22 protein-coding genes and 1 pseudogene are annotated in these 22,451 nt (G+C 57.3%); 16 read left to right on the plus strand and 7 right to left on the minus strand.

The annotated features are described in order from the left end of the window. Window positions 1–304 precede the first annotated feature (304 nt). From BC1002_RS02125 to BC1002_RS02140, 4 genes are all read left to right on the plus strand, one after another. Window positions 305–640, plus strand: coding sequence for a hypothetical protein (locus BC1002_RS02125; RefSeq protein WP_013088426.1), 336 nt, complete (start codon window positions 305–307; stop codon window positions 638–640). A gap of 91 nt (window positions 641–731) precedes the next feature. Then, on the plus strand, window positions 732–1,235 hold the full coding sequence (locus BC1002_RS02130) for a hypothetical protein (protein WP_013088427.1): 504 nt from the start codon (window positions 732–734) through the stop codon (window positions 1,233–1,235). A gap of 365 nt (window positions 1,236–1,600) precedes the next feature. Next, entirely contained in the window at window positions 1,601–2,311 is a 711-nt protein-coding gene (locus BC1002_RS35990; RefSeq protein ID WP_013088428.1) for a lysophospholipid acyltransferase family protein, read from the plus strand. Window positions 2,312–2,494: 183 nt separating this feature from the next. Further along, window positions 2,495–3,295 carry an H-NS family nucleoid-associated regulatory protein gene (locus BC1002_RS02140; protein WP_013088429.1) on the plus strand — a complete coding sequence of 267 codons (801 nt, stop codon included), beginning with the start codon at window positions 2,495–2,497 and terminating at the stop codon, window positions 3,293–3,295. A 71-nt stretch (window positions 3,296–3,366) separates the two neighbouring features. Here BC1002_RS02140 and BC1002_RS38725 read toward each other — a convergent pair whose 3' ends face one another. Both BC1002_RS38725 and BC1002_RS35995 read right to left on the minus strand, forming a co-directional pair. Then, window positions 3,367–3,603: a hypothetical protein gene (locus BC1002_RS38725; protein ID WP_013088430.1), complete on the minus strand. Its 237-nt coding sequence runs from the start codon at window positions 3,601–3,603 to the stop codon at window positions 3,367–3,369. Between the two features lie 53 nt (window positions 3,604–3,656). Further along, a complete protein-coding gene (locus BC1002_RS35995; RefSeq protein ID WP_013088431.1) occupies window positions 3,657–3,974 on the minus strand; it encodes a hypothetical protein in 318 nt (105 codons plus the stop codon). A 257-nt stretch (window positions 3,975–4,231) separates the two neighbouring features. Here BC1002_RS35995 and BC1002_RS37585 point away from each other — a divergent pair, with 257 nt between their 5' ends. From BC1002_RS37585 to BC1002_RS35580, 4 genes are read left to right on the plus strand one after another with little or no spacing between them, the layout of a single operon-like run. Continuing rightward, window positions 4,232–4,765, plus strand: coding sequence for a hypothetical protein (locus BC1002_RS37585; protein WP_157874634.1), 534 nt, complete (start codon window positions 4,232–4,234; stop codon window positions 4,763–4,765). Between the two features lie 25 nt (window positions 4,766–4,790). Continuing rightward, entirely contained in the window at window positions 4,791–5,660 is an 870-nt protein-coding gene (locus BC1002_RS02155) for a DUF2167 domain-containing protein (protein WP_013088432.1), read from the plus strand. Further along, window positions 5,657–6,400: a hypothetical protein gene (locus BC1002_RS02160; RefSeq protein WP_041734279.1), complete on the plus strand. Its 744-nt coding sequence runs from the start codon at window positions 5,657–5,659 to the stop codon at window positions 6,398–6,400. Before BC1002_RS02155 ends, BC1002_RS02160 begins: the two co-directional genes overlap by 4 nt. Then, window positions 6,397–6,750 (plus strand): J domain-containing protein, encoded by a 354-nt coding sequence (locus BC1002_RS35580; RefSeq protein ID WP_013088434.1) that lies wholly within the window; start codon window positions 6,397–6,399, stop codon window positions 6,748–6,750. Before BC1002_RS02160 ends, BC1002_RS35580 begins: the two co-directional genes overlap by 4 nt. Before the next feature lie 171 nt (window positions 6,751–6,921). Here the strand turns inward: BC1002_RS35580 and BC1002_RS02170 are convergent, their stop codons facing one another. The 5 genes and pseudogenes from BC1002_RS02170 to BC1002_RS02185 all read right to left on the minus strand — a co-directional run bounded on the left by BC1002_RS02170 (window position 6,922) and on the right by BC1002_RS02185 (window position 12,120). Next, window positions 6,922–7,776 (minus strand): hypothetical protein, encoded by an 855-nt coding sequence (locus BC1002_RS02170; protein ID WP_238537909.1) that lies wholly within the window; start codon window positions 7,774–7,776, stop codon window positions 6,922–6,924. 123 nt (window positions 7,777–7,899) lie between these two features. After that, window positions 7,900–8,046: pseudogene (locus tag BC1002_RS39690) on the minus strand (DUF4236 domain-containing protein); the annotation flags it as partial. 681 nt (window positions 8,047–8,727) lie between these two features. Beyond that, window positions 8,728–10,677, minus strand: coding sequence for a helix-hairpin-helix domain-containing protein (locus BC1002_RS02175; protein WP_013088437.1), 1,950 nt, complete (start codon window positions 10,675–10,677; stop codon window positions 8,728–8,730). Next, window positions 10,661–11,446, minus strand: a complete 786-nt coding sequence (locus tag BC1002_RS02180; RefSeq protein WP_013088438.1) for a PP2C family serine/threonine-protein phosphatase — start codon at window positions 11,444–11,446, stop codon at window positions 10,661–10,663. The genes BC1002_RS02175 and BC1002_RS02180 overlap by 17 nt, the downstream gene beginning before the upstream one ends. After that, the gene (locus BC1002_RS02185; RefSeq protein ID WP_013088439.1) at window positions 11,443–12,120 is read right to left on the minus strand and encodes a vWA domain-containing protein; all 678 of its coding nucleotides are present in this window, start codon (window positions 12,118–12,120) and stop codon (window positions 11,443–11,445) included. The genes BC1002_RS02180 and BC1002_RS02185 overlap by 4 nt, the downstream gene beginning before the upstream one ends. An 81-nt stretch (window positions 12,121–12,201) precedes the next feature. Here BC1002_RS02185 and BC1002_RS02190 point away from each other — a divergent pair, with 81 nt between their 5' ends. From BC1002_RS02190 to BC1002_RS02220, 8 genes are all read left to right on the plus strand, one after another. Then, window positions 12,202–13,125 (plus strand): hypothetical protein, encoded by a 924-nt coding sequence (locus BC1002_RS02190; protein ID WP_013088440.1) that lies wholly within the window; start codon window positions 12,202–12,204, stop codon window positions 13,123–13,125. Between the two features lie 89 nt (window positions 13,126–13,214). Next, window positions 13,215–13,460 carry a DUF4177 domain-containing protein gene (locus BC1002_RS02195; protein ID WP_013088441.1) on the plus strand — a complete coding sequence of 82 codons (246 nt, stop codon included), beginning with the start codon at window positions 13,215–13,217 and terminating at the stop codon, window positions 13,458–13,460. Next, window positions 13,372–13,656: a membrane protein insertion efficiency factor YidD gene (yidD, locus tag BC1002_RS39695; protein ID WP_193373027.1), complete on the plus strand. Its 285-nt coding sequence runs from the start codon at window positions 13,372–13,374 to the stop codon at window positions 13,654–13,656. The genes BC1002_RS02195 and yidD overlap by 89 nt, the downstream gene beginning before the upstream one ends. Next, on the plus strand, window positions 13,637–14,500 hold the full coding sequence (locus BC1002_RS02200) for a lysozyme inhibitor LprI family protein (protein WP_157874635.1): 864 nt from the start codon (window positions 13,637–13,639) through the stop codon (window positions 14,498–14,500). The genes yidD and BC1002_RS02200 overlap by 20 nt, the downstream gene beginning before the upstream one ends. A 255-nt stretch (window positions 14,501–14,755) precedes the next feature. Continuing rightward, window positions 14,756–19,900, plus strand: a complete 5,145-nt coding sequence (locus BC1002_RS02205; protein WP_083788667.1) for an AAA domain-containing protein — start codon at window positions 14,756–14,758, stop codon at window positions 19,898–19,900. Then, window positions 19,893–21,143, plus strand: a complete 1,251-nt coding sequence (locus BC1002_RS02210) for a DNA topoisomerase (protein WP_083788668.1) — start codon at window positions 19,893–19,895, stop codon at window positions 21,141–21,143. The genes BC1002_RS02205 and BC1002_RS02210 overlap by 8 nt, the downstream gene beginning before the upstream one ends. A gap of 9 nt (window positions 21,144–21,152) precedes the next feature. Next, on the plus strand, window positions 21,153–21,890 hold the full coding sequence (locus BC1002_RS02215; protein WP_013088445.1) for an HNH endonuclease signature motif containing protein: 738 nt from the start codon (window positions 21,153–21,155) through the stop codon (window positions 21,888–21,890). Further along, window positions 21,887–22,315: an SMI1/KNR4 family protein gene (locus tag BC1002_RS02220; protein ID WP_013088446.1), complete on the plus strand. Its 429-nt coding sequence runs from the start codon at window positions 21,887–21,889 to the stop codon at window positions 22,313–22,315. The genes BC1002_RS02215 and BC1002_RS02220 overlap by 4 nt, the downstream gene beginning before the upstream one ends. The last annotated feature ends 136 nt before the right edge of the window (window positions 22,316–22,451 follow it).

Raw genomic sequence — 22,451 nt, forward strand, 5'->3', positions numbered from 1 at the left:
TTGCGAAGATTCTTGCAGGACCGCCGGCGCGGCACGTTTGGATGCTCTGAACGCTGGCAACATTGACGCCATGTTGGTGCGCTCGGACGCGCCGTTCGGCATGGCGTGTTCTATTGATAGATGCGCACCTGAAAACGCCGAAAACCCAGCTTGAATGAATCGTGGATATGACACGCGCGCCCGGTTGCTGCGGGTAATCGGTAAGTGCAGTATCACTTCCTCTACTGGGGCCGACCTCTATGTCATGATGTCAAGAGCGAGAATGCGAAGGCGCATACACCGCCGCAAGTCACAGGAGCTAAATATGACGGACAACAACGAGTTAGCAGGTAGCCCGGAATACGTTCCGGAGTCGCTGCGAACCCTTGCCGTATATCTGGAGAGGTCGCTCGATAATGCCATCAGCATTGTGATGATGCGGCACACCCCCGATGCTTGCACCGTGTATCTGGGCGACCCGGAAGGTTCGCGGGAAGACCTGAAGCAGATTGGCACGATTACAATCCCGGCCGCAAACGGAATCCTTGAATCAACTTCATCAGGAGCGAACACGATGCAGGTTGGCGGACAGGTCTATCGTTTCGTCCGGAGCTTCACGCAGGTTGGCGACATGGCGGCCGTTGTCTTTTCAACAACGTAGGCCACGGTTCATTCCGCAGCCAACGTTTCAGCGACTTTGCCGCGCTTAGAAAAAGACCGCGACCGAATCAAGCATCAGTAGACAGATATAAATGGATATTTTTTACTACTCGCAGAAGCTCGAGCAGAACCTCAGGAACGGCGAACTCGGCCACGTTGGCTCTAACAATGCAAAAATCGTAAAACTTGCGGAGCGGTTGCCAAAGCGTATCTGGGTATTCAAGACCCCCAAGGGCATGAAGGGGTCTATCCAGTTGGTCGGCTCATTGCTCGTCAGCGATGAGCCACGCGTTGCGGTAAATACTGAATACCCATATGTCATTTACTATGACCCGTTCTCCCCCGAATCTGTGATTTACACGGACTCCAATACCCCGGAACGCATCAGGGAAGTCTCCGGCTACTTCCAGTATCGATTCCACACCGCGTTCAGTGCCAACTTCAACGGCGATGCGGGCGTGCAGGTTATGGAATCGAATGTAGTCCGCGGGCTTGAAGCGCTGATTACCGATTGGGGCACGTGCCAGATGCTAGAGCGCGTCAAGGACCGAACGAAGGTCCAACCCATCAATCCGTTTGCGCACCGGTCAACATGACTTCAATGACATGGTCACTGCGCTGCACGCGACAAAGACCACCGCGACCTGCCTATCGGTCGGTCCGCAGGAGGTTGATGGAAAGTCGCTTTCTCTGGCGAAAGCTATGAACCTTGATGCGCGGTTCCTTGCAGTGCATGCTGGGCTCCCAGTGTGCGTGAACACCGTAATGCCAGCCCAAGGGTGTTAGGGGACGTAAACGCTGCGGTGTCGGACATCCCCAAGCTGATGGCCTGCTTTGCGTGCCGCGTTTCAGGTACGGGGTTCCCGCTTTCGGCCTTGGTAAGCGAACGCATCGGCCACGGCCTGGTCTTACCTGTCAACGGTGAAATGTTCCGCCCCAAACCAATCCGAATCAGGACCCGATGCGCTCGACTTTGACTAAATGGCTGTTTATCGTCTACCTCCTCGGTAGCGGGACGCTGTATTCGATGGCCATACTGCTTCTGTTCCCTTTTGTCGGCAGGGCGGGACGATACTGGCTCGCAAAACAATGGTGCCGCGCATTGGTGGTTGTGATGCGCAGCTTGCCGGGAGTTTCAGTTTCGATAGAAGGGCTCGAAAATATTCCCGAAGGACCCGCGATATTGCTGTGCCGTCACGAATCGACGTGGGAGACACTCGCGTTTCTGGCGCTTTTCCCGCGGCGCATCAGTTTTGTTTTCAAGGAAGAGCTTCTTCGTATTCCATTTTTTGGATGGGTGCTGCGTGGCCTCGATATGGTCAGCCTGAATCGCGGCTCTCCTCGACAGGCACATCAGGCCGTGACGCAGGAAAGCGCTGAGAGACTCGCCAAGGGAGATGTCGTTGTCATTTTTCCGGAGGGGACCCGGGTGCCACACGATGCCCCGTTGAGGATGACATCGGGAGGCGTTCGATTGGCTTGCGCGACTGGCGTGCCTGCTGTTCCTGTGGTTCTCAACGCGGGCAAAGTCTGGCCGGCGAAAGGCTGGCCCAGCGGCCGTGGACAAATTCGTGTGGTTGTCGGCCCGGCATTCTCTCCTCGGGACCTGTCACAGCAGGAACTGAGTCGAGCCGTCCACGATTGGATGAAAGATGAACTACTGCGGCTTTGATACGTTTAAAGCGGGACTAAATCCGCGCATTGCTTGGGTGACGGTGCGAACGGTTAATAAAGACATAGCTTCTGTGCTACCTGAGTTTGGTGAGAATTGAGTTCCGGTCTCTTTTGGACGTGCGTTACCCACAGCGGTTATGGCATAGTGCGGACAGTCACGTACTGACAGAACGGGAGAGTCATGGCAACACTAGAACAAATCGAAGCAAAGTTGAAAAAATTGAAAACGCAAGCGGAAGCTCTGGCGGCAAAAAAGACGCAGGCTGTCGTGGACCAAATCCGCGACATCATGTCGAAGCATGGTTTGACGACAGCGGACATTGAAGCCAAGACGTCGGCAAAGCGGGCAACGAAAGGACAGAAGGTCAGCGCCGCCGCTGGCAAAACGAAAATTGTCGATGGCACCAAGGCCAAAGCGGCGCCGAAGTATCAGCATCCCAAAACGGGAGCGACTTGGACCGGTCACGGTCGCGCCCCGGCATGGATTGCTGATGCTAAAGACCGGAATAAATTCTTGATTGCAACCGGCACTGAAGCGACTGTTGCGACGACCGCGGGTGCTGTGAGCAGGGCGAAGGCTGCGGCAAAGGAGGCATCGAAAGCTGTTCGCGCGACCGCCGGTAAGGGTCAACGCAAAGGTCCGCAACCGGCGCTTTACCGTGACCCAAAGAGTGGTGCAACGTGGAGTGGGCGCGGCCGTGCGCCGGCGTGGCTTGCTGGTGCAAAGGACCGAAGCAAGTTTCTGATTGATGGAGCCAGCACGGCGGCCGATGTGAAACCAGCAGTCACGAAGGCCGTTGCGAAGAAGGCCCCCGCGGCGAAGAAAACTGCTGCCAAGAAGGCCGAGAGCGCGAAGGTGCCGACCAAGAAAGCAGCAGCGAAGAACTCCGTACCGGCTGCCGTCAAGAATGCGCCGCACAAGACCGCAGCCGTAACTGCTCCGGTGGCCACAATCGAGTCTGGCGCCGAGTTGACGGCCTAAACGTTGTTGTCAGGTGCTCGGTGGACCAGCGATTTTTCTGGTTCCACCGAGTGCACCAACCCGACGACGTTTTATTGCGCCTGCGCTGCCTGACGTTGCGCGGCTTGCTGTTGAGCGTGCTGCTTCGCAAGGTGCCTGCCGACCATGCAGCCACCGACCGCACCAACGACGGCGTGGTGCCCCGCGTAATGCCCAGCGACCCCGCCAACCACCGCGCCCTTGAGGCAGCCTGCGGCGTTTGCCGTGCCCGCCGTTGCAAAGGCCAGCGTCGTTGCAATCAGGGCGATTCTTATCGGACTACCTTTCATTCGAAGATACTCAGAGGTTGGATTGGTCGGATGTGGCGCCTTCCGGCGTCAATTCAATACCCGCGCCAATCACGATGCTCGCGCCACTCGTGCTCACGCCATTCCTGGCGGCGCCATTCACGTTCACGCCACTCACGACGCTCGCGCCATTCCCGGGCACGCCAGTCGTCACCGCCGTACGCGACGGCCACAGGTGCGGGAGCGTATACGACGGGAGGTGGCGGTGCGTACACCGGCTCAGCCGGCGCATACACTCCGACCGGGATGCCGATACCAATGCCGACGTCGACGTGCGCCGATGCTGCCGTTGATGCCGTTGATGCCGCCAGAACCGCCAGACCAAGTGCTGCGCCAAGTATCTTCTTGTTCATCTTCGCTACTCCTCGCACATTGAGTGCAACGTCTCAGTGACTATGGCTCGGAGTGTAAGGAGCGATGTCGGACACATGTGAAACGGAGGCGCGAGATTGGTAACACTGCATTACTGGCGACTGCGCACTGCCGGGCTGCAGCCGTCGCGCCCTGCAACTGCGCCGTATGGCAGTTGAGGGGTACCGAGTCCATCACTCGCGTAGGAGCGAGCTATCCCGCCCTACTCGATGCAGCACTGACCGCGTCGTCACAGTGGATGCTCGCAAACAATCACACGAGACAAATCCAGTCCCTCGTATCGCACCATGTCGATGGCCTGAACAAGTACCGAGTCCGGCAAAAGGCGACGGTTCGGCCACTTGGCCCGACGCGGCTCGGCGCCGTCGCGACACCGTCTAAGAAAGTGGCCGAAAAAGCGCGTTGCGACGAAAAGGTGGTCGCCACCCAGAGCGCTAGAAGCCCTACGGCGACTGCCAATGAAGCGCCAGCGAAGACAGTTGCAACCGAAAAATCCGTGGCGGGGAAAACAGCGCAGAAGATTGCCGCCAAAATGTTTGCGGTGAAAGATGTGCAACCCCTTTTCCGGCAACCGAGTCAGCCATTGAATTTTGCCTCGGGCGCGCCGTCGCGCAATTACTCGATAGAAACCTCAAGTTCAAGCTGCATCTGCCGTTACCAAGATTGTGAGCTGCGCAAGCAACTTCCATTGGTTTTACGCAAATTGACAACTGGCGAGCATGACGCGAGACGTCCCCATATCAGCATCGGGCGCATGTCCCTGCGGCGCTAAAAATGAAAACAACTGAGAGATAGCGATGAAGAGAACATTCGAGGGGATGTCTCATCCCGTGTTCGCTGCGCGAAAAGGCAAGCGAGTCCTTGCGGTGGCAGTGGTAGCACTGTTCCTAACCAGCGCGCAAGCGGATGAACAGGTGGTCACAGACCCGCACCACGGGCCATACAATCAGCAAATCGCATCCATCGGTACTTGGAAGGTGGATAAGGGATATTTGTCGCTGGACCCCACGGATACGACACGCCTGATGGAAGAGATGCACAACCCGGGAGTGCAGAATACATGGCTGTATGCGCCGGAGGGGTTGAAACGTTGGTTCTCGGTCATCCGCTACGAAGACACAGGTCACGTCAAGGACGACGAGAAGATTGACCCTGCTGCAATTCTGGAACAGCTTAAAAAAGGGGGCGAGCTCTCGAACGAAGAGCGCCGCAAACGTGGTTGGCCCGAGCTTCATCTCATCGGCTGGCAAGTGGAGCCACACTACGAGCCGGACACCAAACGGCTTTCGTGGGCGACCCTCAGTGAGACCAACGGCGAGAAGGTCGTCAACTACACGACAAAGGTCCTCTCGCGGACAGGTGTGGCGACGGTCATTTTGGTAACAGACCCTGCGAGCGTGGACCAGTCAGTTGCCGAGCTGAAAACACAACTAGATAGGTTTGCCTTCAATCCCGACCAAACCTACGCGGAATTCCGAGATGGCGACAAGATTGCCGAGTACGGGCTGACCGGATTGATTGTTGGCGGTGCAGCCGCCGCTGCAGTCAAGACGGGCGCTTGGAAGTGGCTGCTTGGCATCTTGGCCGCTGGCTGGAAGGTAGTCGCCGCCGCTATGATGGCACTGCTCGCGGGTGTTAAATCTCTGTTCAAACGGCGGAGTGCGTGAGCGCGCTCCTCGGCGACTATAACCGCTTGCTTGCAATTGCCATCTGGACATTCTTTGCAAGCGGCCTGTTGATGCTTAAAGCTCCGGGGCATGGGGTGCTCTACCTATGCCCTGGGCAGATGCGGGTGCGTTTCCCGTCATGGCGTGCGGCCTTCGGCCGACACCTTGCGCTATTCGTGTATCCCATTCACTCGTTCTGGCCGATGGCCGACGTTGAGCTGCTGGCAGCAAGCCGGACAGGCGCGATGGACGAACTCGCAGGTTTCGCCCAACAGCTTGCGAGGCCGATGGGATTTGCCCGACCTTTCCTGGTCGCAGTAACCTGCTTGGTTGTTGTCATCATTCCGGTTTGGATATTGACGAGAGGCGCTGACCTCATTTTCTTGGCCATGGCGACTCTGGCTTATGTCCTGTATGCAGTCGGGTTAGCCGTGCTTCTGCGAACGGGAAGGAACCAGGGCCACCACCGACTTCACGGGCACTGGAAGACACTGCTCGAGCCATTGTTCTGTCTGCCGTACGGGGCACATCTTTGCCGCAGGCTCAGTGAGCGCTATCAATTGTCGGTGCCCCTTATCGACGTTCTCCGCTCTGATGCAGAACTGAGCGCCGCTGACCTGCAGGACCTTTCATCACATCTTGGAGAGGTCCGGGACGTGAGCGACGACCCAGCTGACCACGCTTTCCTCGCTGAACTCAAGGCGCTTATTGACGCGCGCCTCGCCGGGCATTCGGAATGAAAATCGCAATTCTAGCAATCGCCGCCCTCGTCGGCTTCTGGCTGGTAGGCGCCATCGTTGAACATTTCCAGAAGAAGGCACCGAAAGCGGCGCCATCGACAGGCGCTGGCCCCAAGTCGGCCTCTGAACCAGAGCCGGAACGTGCCGACCCTATCGAGGAAGCTTGCCGCGTGCTTCAGTTGAGTCGGCCTTTCACGACCGAACAGTTGCGCGCGGCATACCGCCAACGTATGTCGCAATACCATCCGGACAAGGTCACTAGCATCGGTCCCGAATTTCGCGAGCTCGCCGAGAGCAAGTCGAAGGAAATCAATCGCGCGTTTGACCTTCTGGCACGATTTCTCCGTTGACAGCGTCGACAGCGGTTGCCATCTGCTTGAGTTCGGGAAAAAGCAATGAAAATGTGAACGAGGAGGTGCCCGTCTCGTTCAACCATCAGGAGCGCTCTAGTCAATCAATGAATTTAAAGGGAATGGATTTGCACCAACCTGATGGCAGATGTCCCTCGATAAAAGGCTCTGTCACGAAATGCCTGCGGCACGTAGCGTCAAAAGATTTCTTGCCGAGTGGCAAAAGGCCGCGGCGACTCCGGACTTTGAAAACTGAAACAGTTCATTCAAGCCAGATGCGGATGTGAGCGAGAGTTCGTCATAGCGAACAACAGGCAATTCCCGATTGTCCTTGAATCTTCGGTCAGGGCCGCCCGACTTGTTGACGTATTTCCAGGTGCGTCCGACTACGACTGCGTCGTTGGGCACACCTTCGTCTTCGATAAATTGCGTCGAGCCATCGCGCAGATTCAGGTCTCCGTAACGGACAGCCGCGACTCTAGGTCCTGTGACAACGAAAAGGCGGTCAGGGCAGAAGTAGAGAACATTCGCCCCGGCAACGATGTAGGGAATATCCAGATTGCATCTGACCTTGGAAAACGGCCCGATGCCTAGCTGTAACGGCTTACGCTTGACGACGTTGGAGGCACCGGCGTGGTATTTGCTGTCGAGCACTCTGCCAGTGGCATCGATTCTCCATTTACGGGCTGAGGCAGCAAGCTGTGTCAGCCCATTAACCACTGACGAGAATGCCTGCTCCGATGTGACGTCGAGGTCATAGAAAAGCACTGTTGCCCGGCGGGCCGTGTCCCAGTAATAAACCCATAGTGAGGCTGCACACACCGCCATGGCAAGAGCACCGCTCGCGGTTGCAACGAACAGGCCGCCATCCGACGAAAGCACGGCCAAGGCGATGCATACAAGTGCGAGCACCGCGCACCATGGCCAAAGCGGCATCATTCCTGCCTTCCGGTTGATTTCTTCAACCAGTGAATCTAGGGAAGACGAAGTCAGTTGGTCGGCCGTTGCTGATGCGACGCTCATCATCGGACCGACTGTGGCTGTGGCGGGCGAAGTGTAGATGGGGCGTGCCGCGGGCGCCCCGGAAGAGGGTTGTGAAGAAGCGGGCGGCCGTATTCCGGAAGTCGGCAGAGTCGCGCGATAGGTGAACCCACCTTTTGATATCGAGACGTAGTTGCCGCGTGGACCGGTGCCGATGCGAAAGCCGGGTACCCCGACTGAAACGCCAATACCGCTTCCAGACAGGTTAAAGCGGAATGGACCTGCGGAAATTGACTTCCTGTAACTAATCCCCATTTGCTCCCCCGATTTATTTCTAGTGAGCGATGCACCAGTTGCCGACCATCCGATATCCGGAATCACATTCCCAGCCGTTCCACGTGTTGGCTAAGTGCGCATTGGGCGGAACGCTCACAGCAACGCATGTGTTTCCAAGCCGCCTGTACCCCGTATTGCACTCCCAGTTCGTTCCCGTTCCTGTGAGGTGAGCGTTCGAAGGCGTCGACTGGATTGCCACGCAGATTGCGCCAAATCTCATATAGCCGTCGTCACATTGCCACTGCCCGTCATCGGATACTCTGTGAGCATTTGCCGGCATTGCCATCGGAACGCAGCCTGTCGGCCCAGTGGTCATTCCAGCCGGGCAGTCGTTTCGTGGCCGTTGGGCAGTCGAGCTCGGGCATCCCAAGCGGTCAACGCCCGGAGGACAGGACGGCGGTGTGCTTACCGGCGCATTCGCCTGTGCCGCTGTGATTGGCGCCGGAGTTGCGTTGACCATCGCCGTCTGTGGTCCGCCATCGGCGGACGCGCTGGCCGACGGAGGGGCTACGGCACCAACAGGTTTGCCATGGAACGCATTTAGAAACTCACCGACCGGGTTGGGCGCCTCCTGTCCATGCCCCGCGACCGTGATGCAAGTCGCGAACATGGTGATGCACGCCCTCACGACTCTCGCTTTCTGGTACCGGGAGGTTTTCGTCACGGGGACCTCTGCATGACAGCGAGGTCAGCCTGGGCTTGTGTCAGATTGTGATGCGCTGCCTCAAGCGCTCCCTTCGCGGTGTTCTGGCGAGCCAGTACTTCGTTCCTGACGGATTGCAGGTGCGTGGCTCCGTCTCGGAGTTGCTGTTCAAGCTTCGCGCGCATCGACGCAATCTTTGCGTTGACGGAGTTCACGTCCTGTGGAGTCGGCATGACGTTATTAGACGGTACAAATTTCTGTTCGATGGACCGTCGCCATGCCATCAGATTGTTGGTCAAACCAGCGCCGAATCCGGGAATCGCACCGATGGCTGCAGAGGAGATATCTGCGGCGGTTTCAATGCCGAAAGATGCAAGCGTCTGTTTGCGTTGCTCCCCTACACCCGTAATCTTGGCGCCTCGGATAAAGTGCCTGTCGAGAAAGTCGTGTAATTGCCGTGCGACTAGAGTTGCCTGCAACTGTTTCATTTGTCGCGCAAGAATTTGCGGCAGGTCGTCCAGTTGCGCTTTGAGTTGCCCCAGATCGCGGAACGCGTCAGCAAGCCGACGGTCCCCGCGTACCCGGTCATATTCCGCAAGAGCCGCGTCGTATCCACGCTGTGCAACGGCTAACGCGCTTTTGCGAGTGTTCAGTTCGACAGGCGAGTGAGGTTTGACGCCGTGAATGGCGAGTCCACCTGCAGTCAGCCAAAGCCACCAGAGTTTCGGGGCGACGATTGAAAGCACGAAGGCAACCAAGCAGATGCCTGCATACGCCAGGCGGTTCCTGGTCACAGAGGAACCAGCGGATGCCGGAGCGGGACGGCCGGTCAGCGTTAGTGCAGGCGCGGCGAACACAGGCATCACCGGCAACGAACTGAGTCCCTGAATCTGAGACCAGAGCGCAGCCACACTGGCATTTGCAGCCTGAAAGTTGATTGTTGGCCCGGTTGCCGAAGCGGGAGTGAAATATGGCGTTCCCTGCTTGTCTCGCTCGCACCAGATGCAGGTGTTAAGCTGCCCTGGATACTTGTGCCGCGGCTCCGCGCTGCATGACCGTAACGAATGCAGCAGGCTATCAAGCGCTGCCACCCACTCTTTCGCCTTGGGGCGCCCGTGCTTGACTCCAGTCTCGGTAAAAGCACGCCAGAAAAGGTCTCCAAAGCCGGAAGGAAGATAGTCCAGTCCCAAGGCCTTTGGTGGCATGTCGTTCAATCGCGCGAGGCGGTCAGCCCCATACGCGAAACGAAATTCCTTGATAGACCGTTCCAGCGGTAGGTCACCCGGCATCTTTGGTATTCCGGAGAATGGATGCCTGGCCATGAACAGCAACTGAAATATCAGGACCGCAAGCCCGAAGTTGTCGTGATTGGCTGTCCGAGTAACGCCATGGAATGAGCCAAGGCCCTGCAACTCTGGGGGCGTGTAGTGTGGGACCCCGACTGTGCACGGGAAACTCATGGTCGGCGTATTAACGTGGAACGAGTCGCAGTCAAGAAGCTTGACCGTTCCCTGATGACTGACAATGATGTTGTTTTCATTGACGTCACCAATGGCGTGACCATGCGCGTGGATAGCGTCGAACGCCGCGGCTATGTTCCGAGCCGTTCCTACAAGAAACGAGAAATCTGCCTTCGGGAACGTTTGTCGGCGGCTTCCAACGCCATAAAGTTCATGCACGGCATGGTAGCCCGAGAACTTGGGCATCGTGAAACCGGACACGGGCCCTGGTCGCTTGGTAAGCAAGACGTTGATTGGCCAGGCGGCAATCTGCTTGAGATATGTATCGCCGACCTGCGCCATAGCTCGCAGTTTGGCCTGTCGCTCGGGCGGCAAAGCGTGCGAGTATATTTTCGCCGCAACGTTTTCGCCGTTGTGCGTCGTATCAAATACAGCGCCCTCACCACCTTCACCGAGCTTTTTTCCAAGCTGAAGCTGGTTGCCGAGTTCGTCAAACGCTACTGACACTGCCAGCTCCCGGCAGACGCGTCGCAAGAATCAGCGTCTTGTCGTCATCAGTTCGTTCGTTGATTGCGTCGCTGCTCAGAAAGTGCTCGAGTGCTGCGCACAGTGAATCCGTCTGGTCGTCCGGCGAGCCGCGTAAGGCCTTGAACATCGGCTCGAAGAACGGTTCATGGGCGGTTTCAGTCGCAAATACCAGAGCAAGTCGCTGAATTCCATCACTGAAAAGCGATAGTTCGTCTGGTGCGTTGCGCAGTTCAGACCGGAGATGCTCGGACGCGTTTGCGTCCGTGACGAAATAAGTCATATTGGCATACTCACCGGACTCAGGCCAGAATACCGGCGCAAGCGCTCCACCTTCCCGTGACACTATTGCACCATCCCCCACCTGGAAATAGAACGCGCGGGTCGGTCCAACGACTGCTCCGAGCAGCGTGCAGGCGAGGGCGCGAGGCGTCACGCCTCGTGCTTGTGCCGCCTCGTCTATTCGCGTCCTGATGACATCGAGCACTTCTGCCGCGACACTCGATTCCAGCGCGGCTTCCCCGTTCGTTTCAACGATTTCGAGCAGCCTTTTGCCTCCGGCCTCGCAAGAGATTTCGGAGCCAATTTCACCGAATTGTGCACTGCCGGCACCATCAGATACGAGGGCGACGAGAAGCTCTGCTCCCGTCGCATCGGACGCGACGTGATAGAAGCAGCTATCCTGGCAGGGTGCCGAGTTGTGAATGTGGGAACTGCCGACGACGGACGCTCCAATGACCTTCCAGCTCACACCGATGCCCAGCCGGTCGGAGCCACCAGCGGAACTTCAGTGCCTGGCGTGGACCGCGAGACGGCGGCCATCGATGCAGAGAGCCACTGGAACAGTTCACGGAACTTGAGACCCTGTAACGACAGTGGCTGTCGGGTCGAAATCTGCGCCAGCGTATCCATGTTGGCGCCCTGTACGCCGACCGCGAAGAAAGCGAATTTCTTCGAGGCTTCTCCCTCGCGCACGCGAGCGGCGGCTTGCTGCCATGCATCCGTAGGGCCGCCGTCGGTAATGAGAAACACCCAGGGCCGGTAGTAGGAAATACCATTCGCCTTGTATTCGGCCTTGCGGGCCTCAAGCGTGTCGAGCGCCAGGTTGATGGCGGAGCCCATCGGCGTATCACCCTGCGCGGTCAACGTAGGCGGGAAAAAATTTGGAGCAGTATGAAACGGCATTTCAAGTGTCGCCGGACCGAATGAAACAATAGCCGTGTCCACCCGTTTCATTGCAAGTGAGTCTGCGGAAAGCTCGTCCTTGAAAGTGACGAGACCGGCGTTAAGTTGCTCAATGGGTTGGCCGCCCATTGACCCGGAACGGTCAAGAACCAGAATGCATGGGCATCGCTGTTCGGGATTTTCGGCAAAGTTATCCGTGCCGAACGCTACTTGAGTAGCGAAATCGTTGTGTTCACTCATGGTCTTCTCGCTATGCGGTGCTGGCTAAGCTCGGAACCGCGCGTTAGTATTTAATCTTGAGATGATAATAATCCAAGAATCATGTCCGCAAGTAAAGCACCAGCGTATTTCAGTTTGGCGGTAGCTGTTGCTGCTGGCGTGCTCATATCCGGGGCTAACAGGAGTGCGCCATACGCGGCAGCTCCTTCTCTCGATACTGCAAGCGCGCCAGCCGCATCAGCGTCGCAAGATGTCGAGACCAAGCCAAACACACCGGTGATATGGAAATCGCAAACGTTAAACCTTGGTTCGCTTCGCGTTAAAGCGACCCTTCCGTGGTCAGGTGAGAATGCACGATGCATGATGCCTCGGCCAACGGACGACGAAGTTGGTCTCTGTCAGGCAGTCAGCGCAGTCGATGAGACGCCATCGTGGCAAATTCGCATCGTTACGCAGCGAGACCGGTTCGTCCCTGTTTCGTGGTTCGACAATGCCCTTCAATCCCTGCGCACATTGCAGCCTGACGCCGTAACCCGTCAGCTAGGGGAAGAGGCTAACGCGGTTACCAAGGCAGGGTTTACCAACGCTGGCCTTCTTACGCCGATTCAGTTTCCGGGCGGTCTGGCGATTCGAGGCTCGGCCTCAGGGTTGTCGGCATCGGCGTCGAGCGCAATTCAATCGTGCGTGTATGCGTTTTTCCTCACCGCTAACCGTCCAACCACTTTGCTTTATTGCGCTACCACCGACGAGGAGTCGCTCTCGGGCGCGCAGAAAATCGCGTCGTCACTGTCGAAGCTTAATCCGTCCAACGAGTACAAGCGAAGCAGTGCGCAAGCGGCGGAGCACGCGACATATCTCAAGCGTTTGAAAGCAGCAGGAGGGCCTGTAGCTGCCCCTGACCTAACTGCATCAGAACAGGCGTTTGAGCAAGCCGTCGCCGATGCATGTGGAAAGTACCCGATGATTTCTCAAGAACGCTTCCAATGCTTTGAGGGTTACGCTGCGAACCGTTTGTCGTCACTTTGATGGCAATTCAAGACATAAAATATTTGGGCAGACGCCTAAAGTTTTAAGTGTCAGTGTCGTCAAGCTGAGTTTCAACACGACGGAAATCTATGGCATTCGAATACAAGATGGTGCAGGTGCCGCCTAACATTGCAGTACGTGCGCGTGAGCACCGAGGTAATGAGGCCGCAGCCTACCTGGAAGGCGTCGTCAACGAGCATGCCCGTGATGGGTGGGAGTTCTATCGGGTAGACAGTATCGGTGTGAATGTGCAGCCGGGTTGCTTCGACGCCCTGTTCGGCCGTAAAGCTCAATCGGCGACCTACTTTGTTGTCACGTTCCGACGCCCTGATTAGCGCGAGTGAGCAGCTTATCGGGGTTTATAGACGCTATGCACCTGTACGACTTCGCGAAGCATGCGTCTACGAGCCGTCCTGCTCGGAATACGGGTTGCGGGCGATTCGAAAGCACGGAGCCGTGAGAGGTTGGTCCATGGCACTCAGGCGCATTATCCGTTGCAGGCAGCCCAACGGTGGAATCGACGAGCCATGAAGTTGCCAGGCAACGCATGCTTTTTTCCCGGGTCGGAATAGTTCAAAAAAGCAGAACAATCAACTTAATATTTACGGCACGCGAGGATAATTGCCTGCGTGAGCTAAAAATGGCGAATTTCGGGGTTGGTTTAGTCTTGTTGGGAATATTGACCGCGCTGGTCGGAGTTGGTGGCTTCTTCGATACACGCAAGGTCGACCGGCGGTTCAAGACTGGATATAAAAACAACGAACCTGATAACCGTAATTTCGGCCGTTCAGCGAAGCGCGTTCTGTATGGCATCGGGATTTGTATTATCGGCGCGGCGATTACGAGTCTGTCGTCGCCCTCCGGACAGGGCGCACCCTCTGCAAGCGCCGTCGATGTCGCCGCTTCCGCGCCGAAGGTTGTAAGCGAATCAGCTCCTGCTTCCAGCAATGTCGTACAGCTGGACCCAACGCCAGCGGAACAAAAAGCCGATAGTGGTGTGACGCTTGGGTCGAACGAGCGAGTTGTCATTCCGGAGACGGGTGCGGACCCGAACACTCCGAAATCCATTACTTCTGTCGGAAGCAAAGGCATATCGCCGCAGGTCAGCACGGCTAGCGTGAGTTGCATCGAAGATGGAACATTCTTCGGCACTAACGTTTGCAAGAGTGGAACACTTGCAGCAGCGTATGACCGTGAAGTCAAGGAATATGAAGAGGCGCAAGCACGAATCGGGGGTAAAGACGTTGGCGTGCGGATTGAACAGGAAAACTGGCTGGACAAAGTGACGAGGGGCTGTTCGGATATGACATGCCTGACGGATGCATTCGATGCTCGAATCGCTGACCTGCACGGCCGTTACAGAAAAGACAGCTAGAAGCCGAAGTTGGCGTTGCAGTGTGCCGCGTTGCTTCGGTCAATAACTACTCTGAACATCCTCTTCATCGAAATTCTTGGGAAGTAGGATGTGCTAAGACTGCCGCGGTCCGCTGCGTCCCCGATGCCGACACCAGCGAGACGACCTCGAGTGGCATGGCACACCACTGAATGAGTTTCGCCTCGTCGCGACCATGTGTTTAAAAATTCATGTTGGAGGTGCGCGACGCGCCTTCATAGCGAGAAACGTTGCTCTATGGCTTCTCCCTCCCCGAAAAAGATAAATTTTGCAAAGAGCATAGCGAGACGTCGCAATGAACCATTGCCTCCAGAGGTCGAGGTCGACTTGGCCGCATGCGATGCATATATCGACAAGTTTAAGGAGTCGGTGCCGCAGAAAGCAGCACAGCCTCCTGGCGAATCTCAGAAGAAGCTCGCGGCTTGGATTTTCAAAACACTCCCGGATTCCATAAGTGAGCAGGAATTCGAGCGAGCAATGACCGAGTCGAGGCTTTGCCATGCATTCATTGACCGCTACAAGAGTGCATTCGAAGAACACAGAACCAAGGAAGAGCAAGGGAAGCAGCATCACAAATGCCGGATGCTGCTGAACAAGCTGGAATTCATTCCGAAGTCGTTGCGAAGGGCCTTCGAGGACACAGCGTCAATTGAAGACAGGAACGCGTTGCTGGACGCTCACCTTAAAGGTCCAGGCGGCTTCTCTGGACTAAATCCGGCCGAACTGCACTCAGTTCATGAAAGGCTGATTGGGTATTGGCTCGAAGGGATGCAGAGCAGCGCGTTTGAAGGCCTGGCCAAGCTGGAGAACATCCTTGGGAAGGACCGTAAAGCGCAGTTTGACCTGATTGGCCTGCAGCGAGCGCTGGCCGAGGCTGCGACCGAGGGAGTGCAGGACGCCGGAGGCCAAACTCCGGTGAGGCACATTGTCCTGAAGCTCATCGAGGAAGGCGATACCCAGCAGAAGAAGACGACCGTAGTCTCTGTTCTGCCTATCAGCCCAGCAGAGGACGCAGACAACCCGCGTGGTTATCGGTGGGTGCTTGCAGAGGAACGACTACCGAAGTTCAACCGCAACCTGCTTGGTGAATCAGCAAAGCTTCCTGGCCTTGGTTTTGACAATGTCGGGCCGTTCGATGTGTGGGCGCTACAGCAGGTAGAAAACGAGAGCGCGGATGTTGAAGAACCGGTGACCGAGCTGCCCGAAGCATTCGCATTGTGGGACGAGGCGTTTGACGTCCTTTCAACGCTTGGCGCTATTGACGACGAGATGGGGCAAGGTCTGGAAGGCTGGATTGCCCGCTTCATGAATTCTCGCGCAAAGCAGTGGCTGACGAAACGACGCCGTCCGGTATTTACCGTCGTCGACGGTTCTGCTGCCAGCGGTACGACGCGCAACGTCGTGAATGCGTTTCGCCAGGTGCTGGCGGACCCGGGATATCTGGAGGGGCCAAAGCTCGGCCTTTTTCGTCAAATCGCTGGTACGAAAGAGACATCGCGGATTTCGTACGAGCCGACGGAAGAGGCCGCAAATATTGGGCACATTTTGCGCTATGCCGGCCACATGGACACCTTCAAGGACGGAAAACGGAAGGCGTTTCCTCTGGACCCGGCGCAGCGCGACGCACTCATCGCCCTCACGACGACCAAATATGGCGACCTGCTCGCGGTGAACGGACCACCCGGCACCGGGAAGACGAGTCTTCTGCGTGCGGTCATCGCCAGTATGTGGCTTGAGCCGTTGCTCGGTGAGGAAGCCTGGCCCGAATCCCCTTTGATTCTGGCGTGCGCTGCGACCAATCAGGCCGTCACGAACATTATCTCCAGCTTTGACGAAACGCCAGGGCCCAGTCTATTCAACGAGGACGGCACGATGGCCGATGGCGTTGACGTTTGGGAGAATAGTCGCTGGCTTCCCAATCTCACGTCGTACGGCTGGTATGCGCCAGCGAGTCCAGAGACGGACACCGACTACCAAGACTACCAGTTGATTGGGCGCAAGCGGCCAGACCTTCCTTGGAACTTCTACGGTACCAGCAGTGGCCTGAATAACCTCGAACCGCAGCAGGCAGAAGCGGCTTACGTGGAGTGCGCCTCTCGTTACTTCGAGAGACCGATGACGCTCACGAAAGCCCTGGCATGGCTCCGCGAACTGGTCAAGGTTGATGTTGAGCGTCTTGGTGCGACCAAGGATGCCGCTAACGTCTGGATGCAGCGACTTGCTGCGTGGTGCGCTTTGCCAGCGTGGACCAAGGCCCATCAGGCACGACGCGATAGCCTACGGGGCGAGCTCACCGCGCTCGGAGGACAGGGAGGGCGTATCGTTGCCTGCCAACTGCAGACGGACCGGTGGGACAAGGCGTTGACTACGTTACTGTCGCTGCAGACCTATACGGGGCCCGTCGAGCGTCAGGTCGATGCACTGCTCGCTGGGAACGAAGACAGTCATCAAGTGGAGGTCCAGCAGTACCGCCTGCTTAAGCAGCTTGATGAGGACTTAGCTGCACTCGCCGCGGAGGTCGAGAGGCATCGTCACGCCACGTTGCTGCAGCGTATCAAGCGAACGGTGGCCAACCTACTTACGCCTGAAGAGTTGGAACGAACATGGTCAGAACTCCGTGAGGCAATGCGCGCGTGCGGATTAGCGGCAACGGGCGGCGGCCTGCCTGACTTTATCGTCATGGCGCAGACCATCGAGTTTCGCCGCAGGAAGCTTCAATCGGAATTGACTGCGGCTGCTGCTCTGGTACTTCGCATGCGCGCTCAAGAGGTCGTTGAGTTGCCGGCAAACGGGACCTCAGACGCCACACAACCACAGGCCGACGTCGCACGTCGGATTGAGCACGCTCGTGAGCGACTTGCCGGGTTGTCCAACGACATGGTTGTCTTTAAAGAGCGATACGACATCGTTCAAGCCGAGCTGCGCGAACTAGATGCCGCCTACGCGCGGTATTCCGCTGCGCGGACGGCGGTCCATGGGGCACGCGAGGCGCTCATCGCGGCGCTCTGCGGTGAGGGAAAGGGATTACCTGATGAGCATCCGATTCTCACCTCTCTCGATTCGGCAATAGCGGACCGTGACAACATGTCTGCGAGTGCGCTCCCCATACATCAGCGCGAACTCGTGAAGCTTTTGCAAGACTGGCTGGACCAGAACGTAAGACCCCAGCTTTTCCATTTTTGTGCGCGATATTGGGAAGGCCGATTCGCGCAGTCCCGGCTGGAGACCCAGAAGCGGCTTCGCGTTGATACCACTTACAACCCGTCGAGTGAAGTGCGATTGAGAGAACTAGCGATGCTCGCGCCAGTCTTCGTCGTGACTGCATATTCGGCGCCGAAGCTTATGCGACGCCAACTCGACGACCTTGAGGGTGATGTTCCACCTTACCTGTTCGGCGAGGCAGACCTTCTAATTGTGGACGAAGCTGGCCAAGGCACGCCAGAGGTGGGGGCAAGCGCTTTTCTGTTCGCAAAGCGCGCGATTGTTGTTGGTGACATTGAGCAGCTTGAGCCCGTCTGGAACCTCGACGCTGCTACGGACCGATTGCTCGCGCAACGCTTCGGCGTTAGCGCAATTCAGACCGAGACGGAAGGCGACGCATATGAGGCGCTACTTCCAGCAGGCGTCTTGATGGCGCGCGGGAGCGTGATGCGTATGGCGCAGCGCGCGACGAGACGCTCTGTTCCCGACGCCGCAGCTGCAGGACTCACTCTGACCAATCATTACCGGTGTCTCAAGCCAATCATCGAGATATGCAATCAGATGGTGTACGGGGACGCTCTGAAGGTAGCCACTCCGACACCTGAAAAGCTTTGGCGGCCAGAGTTCGAACGCCTCGGTTATCTCGTGGTCGATTCTGCGGTTGATACCAAAAACCCCGGCGGCTCTCGACGCAATCTCGACGAGGCCACGTGCATAGCGCGCTGGGTTAAAGAGAACGAATCGAGCTTGAGACGTCACTTTGACCCGAAGGGAGAGAAGGACCTTACTGACATTGTCGCAATCGTGACTCCCTTCAAGGGACAAAAGGACCATTTGGTTAGTGCCGTCGCGAAAGCATACGGTGTAACTCGACTCGACCACAATGACAAAACGGCCCTTTACAACCGGATGGTGATTGATACTGTGCACTCGCTTCAAGGCGCAGAGCGCCCTGTGGTCATCTTCTCCATGGTCGAATCAACTCAGCCATCCGAAAAGCAGTTCTACGACGATGGCACCAACCTAATTAACGTTGCCGTGTCCCGTGCGAAGGAGATGTTCATCGTCGCCATGACGCAGACGGCGGTGGACTACGCGCGCGGCTTGACCGACAAGAAACTGCGCAAGCCAAGTGACTTCCTGTGGCGCGCTGTGGTCCAGCAAGGTACCAGACTGAACTCACGGCACGTCGTCGTCGTCGAGTCTCCTAACAAACGCGAAACAATTCACGCCGCGCTGGGTGGTTCACTGGAGTGGGAAGTCGTTGATACCGCTGGACACATTACCCAACTCGCCAACCCCGGTCAGTGGGACATCGCGAAGGCTACCGAGCCAGTTTGGGCGCCGCTGCAGCCGAACGGCGAGAAGGCACTCAGTCGTCTGCAGCAGCTTTGGCCCGGCATGGCGACGCTCTATCTCGCCACTGACCCGGACCCGGAAGGTGAAGCTATCGCCTGGCACATTCTGCGTGTTCTCAGTGAACGCCAGACTCGTGGGCAGATTAGCACGGGTGCCGGCGCGGCGCCCGTCGTAAAACGCATGCGATTCCATCGCCTCGAGCGAGACGAAATTCAACGGGCGCAGCGAGAGGCATCGGACGGTTTGGATGCTGGACTAGTCAAGAGCGCACTTGCACGCAGCTTCCTCGACCAACTGATATCGACGCTTTACCCGAAGAGACTGGGGCTATCCGACGGTACGGGCTTCTCCGCCGGCGTTGGTCGCGTCCAGTTGGGTATTCTCGACCTCGTTAACGAGGCCGAGCAGCGTCCGTCGTGCCAACGTATTCGCGTTTCGATTCCCGTCTCCGACGGCAGCGCCCTTACCGCATGGCTTGCCAACCGTGGCTCGATGGGCACGGGAACTGTGACAGAGAGGCCGTTGAGCGAAGACATGTCTCCCACGCTTGAAAAGTTGAAAGTCCTATTACGTCATCCACAGACAACAGTGAGCGCTTCGTGGTCCGGTCGACTTGACCAGCGTCCTCCGTATCCTGCCATCAACACCGCACGCTTCACGGCACTTGCCTATCGTGCGCTGGGCTTGCCGCCAGAGGAAACCGCGAAGGAACTGCAGGCGCTTTACGAGGGCACTGCCCAGCCTGCGATAGTGAAGCGTGTTCGCGGTCTACCTGATGGCGCCCAAGCCGGCATGCGATATGAGGAGATGGTAGATGAGTGATTCACGCTCGCTGGCGCATCCGATGATTGAGCCGCTCGACTATTCTCTGACACCGGAGAAGGCACGCTCAGTTCTCTCGGGAAACGCACTCGCAGTGTACAGCCTTCTCTGGAAGGCCGCGTTGGCGACCATGGCCGAGGGGCCGGCCATCCGTGAACAAAAGCTTGTACTGACAGCGAGCAATCCTGACGCAGATTCCATCACTGCGTTTCTGCAATCCCGCAGTCAGCATCTCGAAGAGCCGGGATGGCTGGAAATCCTGCCCTCAGAAGACAAGCCGGCCGACCCAATTACCGTTCCACTGCCTGAGCTGTTCCAGAAGACGCTCAACGCTGCACCGACGCAATTGGAAAAAGATGGTTCCCGTTCTCGTGGCCCTGACGCCTGCGCGCCCTCTGTCGCGCTTCTTGGCGCGACGAGTACGTGGGCCTGCGAAATCGTTGCGGCTGTACCAGAGTCATTGCGCTACGACTCCATGATTGAGCAGATGGCTGCCAACGGTGTTGGCAGGCCCTCGACGTTTGCCGGGCGGCTGCAGAGCGCCATCAAGAATGACGTCGTTACAGACAGTGAAGGTGGCCTGACAGTCGGGGCGCTTGGACGAACAATTTTGGGAGCGCTGTCGTTGTTGCCAGAGGCGGCTATCGTCAATGCGAAATACTGTTCGGACCTGGAGGCGAAGCTCGAAGAAGTTGAAAGCGACTCGTCCAAGGCGGGCTCCGTGCTGTCAGAGTTTTGTGAGCGAGCTGTTGGCTGCGGCACCGGCCTCGCGGTGTGGCTCGATGAGCTTCTCATCGAAGGTGAAAGTCTGAACGAAGCGATGCGCCGCGCAGCCAACACGCTGCCGCCGGCGGATAGCTGGGGTGATGCGATGCTGCCGTTGGGTATCGACCCGCTGCGCCTCGTTGCCCGTCCAGAACTGGCGGAAGCCGCACGCGCCGAGCTCGATACGATGCTTGCCGCAGCAGACGTCGCGCAGTGGAAAGCACTCTCGCCGCGGGCCCGTTCGATTCACAGGCTGGCGACAATTACATCTGCTTGTCCAGACGCGGACACCGCCGAGTGGGCAGCGCGATGCAGCCGTGACGTCGTCTGGCGCTGGTGGATTGACCTTGGCCCGAACGATTTGCCGTTGAAACTCCACGAACTTCGAGCGGCTGAGGGCGACGTGAGTTTAGTGACAGAGCAACGAGCTGGTGAGTTGGCTGCGCTTTACAAGCGAGTCATTGAGGCGATTGCCTAAGGCTACACAATGCATTTCATTTCCTACCCGCGTACTGCGGCCGAACTTGCTGACTTGCTGAAGCTCGGGATGTCAGAGGTGCTCCGGCTGCTTCGTGAAAACAAGCTGCGCGTCAACCTCAAAGGTTTCCTGAGTTACTTCTTCAAAACGAAGAATGATGACCCAGTGTTTATCTCGAACGCAAATGAAAAGTTGTTGAACTGGTATGCGCAACGTCTGGAGGGTGGTATGCCTCCCGCGGCACTCGTTTACCACCGGACCGGCGTGCGAGCTCTTCATGGATTCAAAATCGAGCGCGTCAGCTACGTGCGCAAGCTGGACAGGCGACAATACGAACACGAGCGCAAGAGAGAATTCGAGACGATTCGGCCAGCGTGGATTCGAGAGATTGGTGCCAAGCATGCATCGGAACTCGAGGGTGCCGGCATCTCTCGAGCGGATATCGCGCGGATGGTCGAGACGGGGAAAGCTCCACTTGGCTATCAAGTGCATCATCGCATGCCGTTGGATGATGGCGGAACCAACGCGTATGACAATCTCATTCTAATGCGCGACGATGTCGAACATCGCGCAGTCCATGGCTATTACAACCCCGGAGAGCAACGCATCGACAGAATGAACTACGGTGAAAGCGGTCACGTGGCTCTGCCAATGCCTCCTGCAGACACGATTGTTTACCCGAACATAGCGATGGGGTACGTGTCCGAGCCTGTGCCGAATGTTGAATTTCTGGAGATTTTCGAATGAGCATCGTCGAACTCGTCGAAAAGATGACGTTGGAGCTCAACGAGACTAACCGACCAGCAGCGCGCAAGGAGGCTGAAATTTTTGCCGCGAGCGATAGGTTCGCTAGCGAGTTCGGGGTCGTTCTGCCTGATGCATACAAGGAGGTGCTTCGCCATGCGGACGGCGTGCTTCACAACGGTTTGGCTATCTGGCCGATAGCGGAACACGCGATTTTCCGCCAGACGATTTTTGAAGCTAATGCGGACCTTCGGGACTCGTTCGACAGCCGCTTCGTTTACTTCGGTCAGCGCGACGAAGAATTGTATGTCTTCGAGCCTGCCAAGCAGCGCTACAGTGCCATCGAGTTTGTGGGCAAGCCTGTCTGGGCGGAATTTCACGACGATGCGGAAATGTTCGAGTTCATGCTCGGAAGAGCGTGGAAGTAGTGCTTTAGACGATTGTGGAAATAGTGGAGCAGGACCAACGTCGCGTGCAGTGGTGTCGGAGGACATCTCGACGACGCGCGGACTAGCAATGAACGAGCGGAAATACACGGCCATCAGCGATTGGGGGTCGATTGTA

This window comes from Paraburkholderia atlantica, from assembly GCF_000092885.1.
GTDB classification, from domain to species: Bacteria; Pseudomonadota; Gammaproteobacteria; order Burkholderiales; family Burkholderiaceae; genus Paraburkholderia; species Paraburkholderia atlantica.

Excerpts from the sequence above, each read along its gene's own strand:
- BC1002_RS02125 (WP_013088426.1), top strand. The coding sequence starts at position 305 with ATGACGGACAACAACGAGTTAGCAGGTAGCCCGGAATACGTTCCGGAG.
- BC1002_RS02130 (WP_013088427.1), top strand. The coding sequence starts at position 732 with ATGGATATTTTTTACTACTCGCAGAAGCTCGAGCAGAACCTCAGGAAC.
- BC1002_RS35990 (WP_013088428.1), top strand. The coding sequence starts at position 1,601 with ATGCGCTCGACTTTGACTAAATGGCTGTTTATCGTCTACCTCCTCGGT.
- BC1002_RS02140 (WP_013088429.1), top strand. The coding sequence starts at position 2,495 with ATGGCAACACTAGAACAAATCGAAGCAAAGTTGAAAAAATTGAAAACG.
- BC1002_RS38725 (WP_013088430.1), bottom strand. The coding sequence starts at position 3,603 with ATGAAAGGTAGTCCGATAAGAATCGCCCTGATTGCAACGACGCTGGCC.
- BC1002_RS35995 (WP_013088431.1), bottom strand. The coding sequence starts at position 3,974 with ATGAACAAGAAGATACTTGGCGCAGCACTTGGTCTGGCGGTTCTGGCG.
- BC1002_RS37585 (WP_157874634.1), top strand. The coding sequence starts at position 4,232 with ATGCTCGCAAACAATCACACGAGACAAATCCAGTCCCTCGTATCGCAC.
- BC1002_RS02155 (WP_013088432.1), top strand. The coding sequence starts at position 4,791 with ATGAAGAGAACATTCGAGGGGATGTCTCATCCCGTGTTCGCTGCGCGA.
- BC1002_RS35580 (WP_013088434.1), top strand. The coding sequence starts at position 6,397 with ATGAAAATCGCAATTCTAGCAATCGCCGCCCTCGTCGGCTTCTGGCTG.
- BC1002_RS02170 (WP_238537909.1), bottom strand. The coding sequence starts at position 7,776 with ATGATGAGCGTCGCATCAGCAACGGCCGACCAACTGACTTCGTCTTCC.
- BC1002_RS02185 (WP_013088439.1), bottom strand. The coding sequence starts at position 12,120 with ATGAGTGAACACAACGATTTCGCTACTCAAGTAGCGTTCGGCACGGAT.
- BC1002_RS02190 (WP_013088440.1), top strand. The coding sequence starts at position 12,202 with ATGTCCGCAAGTAAAGCACCAGCGTATTTCAGTTTGGCGGTAGCTGTT.
- BC1002_RS02195 (WP_013088441.1), top strand. The coding sequence starts at position 13,215 with ATGGCATTCGAATACAAGATGGTGCAGGTGCCGCCTAACATTGCAGTA.
- yidD (WP_193373027.1), top strand. The coding sequence starts at position 13,372 with ATGTGCAGCCGGGTTGCTTCGACGCCCTGTTCGGCCGTAAAGCTCAAT.
- BC1002_RS02205 (WP_083788667.1), top strand. The coding sequence starts at position 14,756 with ATGGCTTCTCCCTCCCCGAAAAAGATAAATTTTGCAAAGAGCATAGCG.
- BC1002_RS02210 (WP_083788668.1), top strand. The coding sequence starts at position 19,893 with ATGAGTGATTCACGCTCGCTGGCGCATCCGATGATTGAGCCGCTCGAC.
- BC1002_RS02215 (WP_013088445.1), top strand. The coding sequence starts at position 21,153 with ATGCATTTCATTTCCTACCCGCGTACTGCGGCCGAACTTGCTGACTTG.
- BC1002_RS02220 (WP_013088446.1), top strand. The coding sequence starts at position 21,887 with ATGAGCATCGTCGAACTCGTCGAAAAGATGACGTTGGAGCTCAACGAG.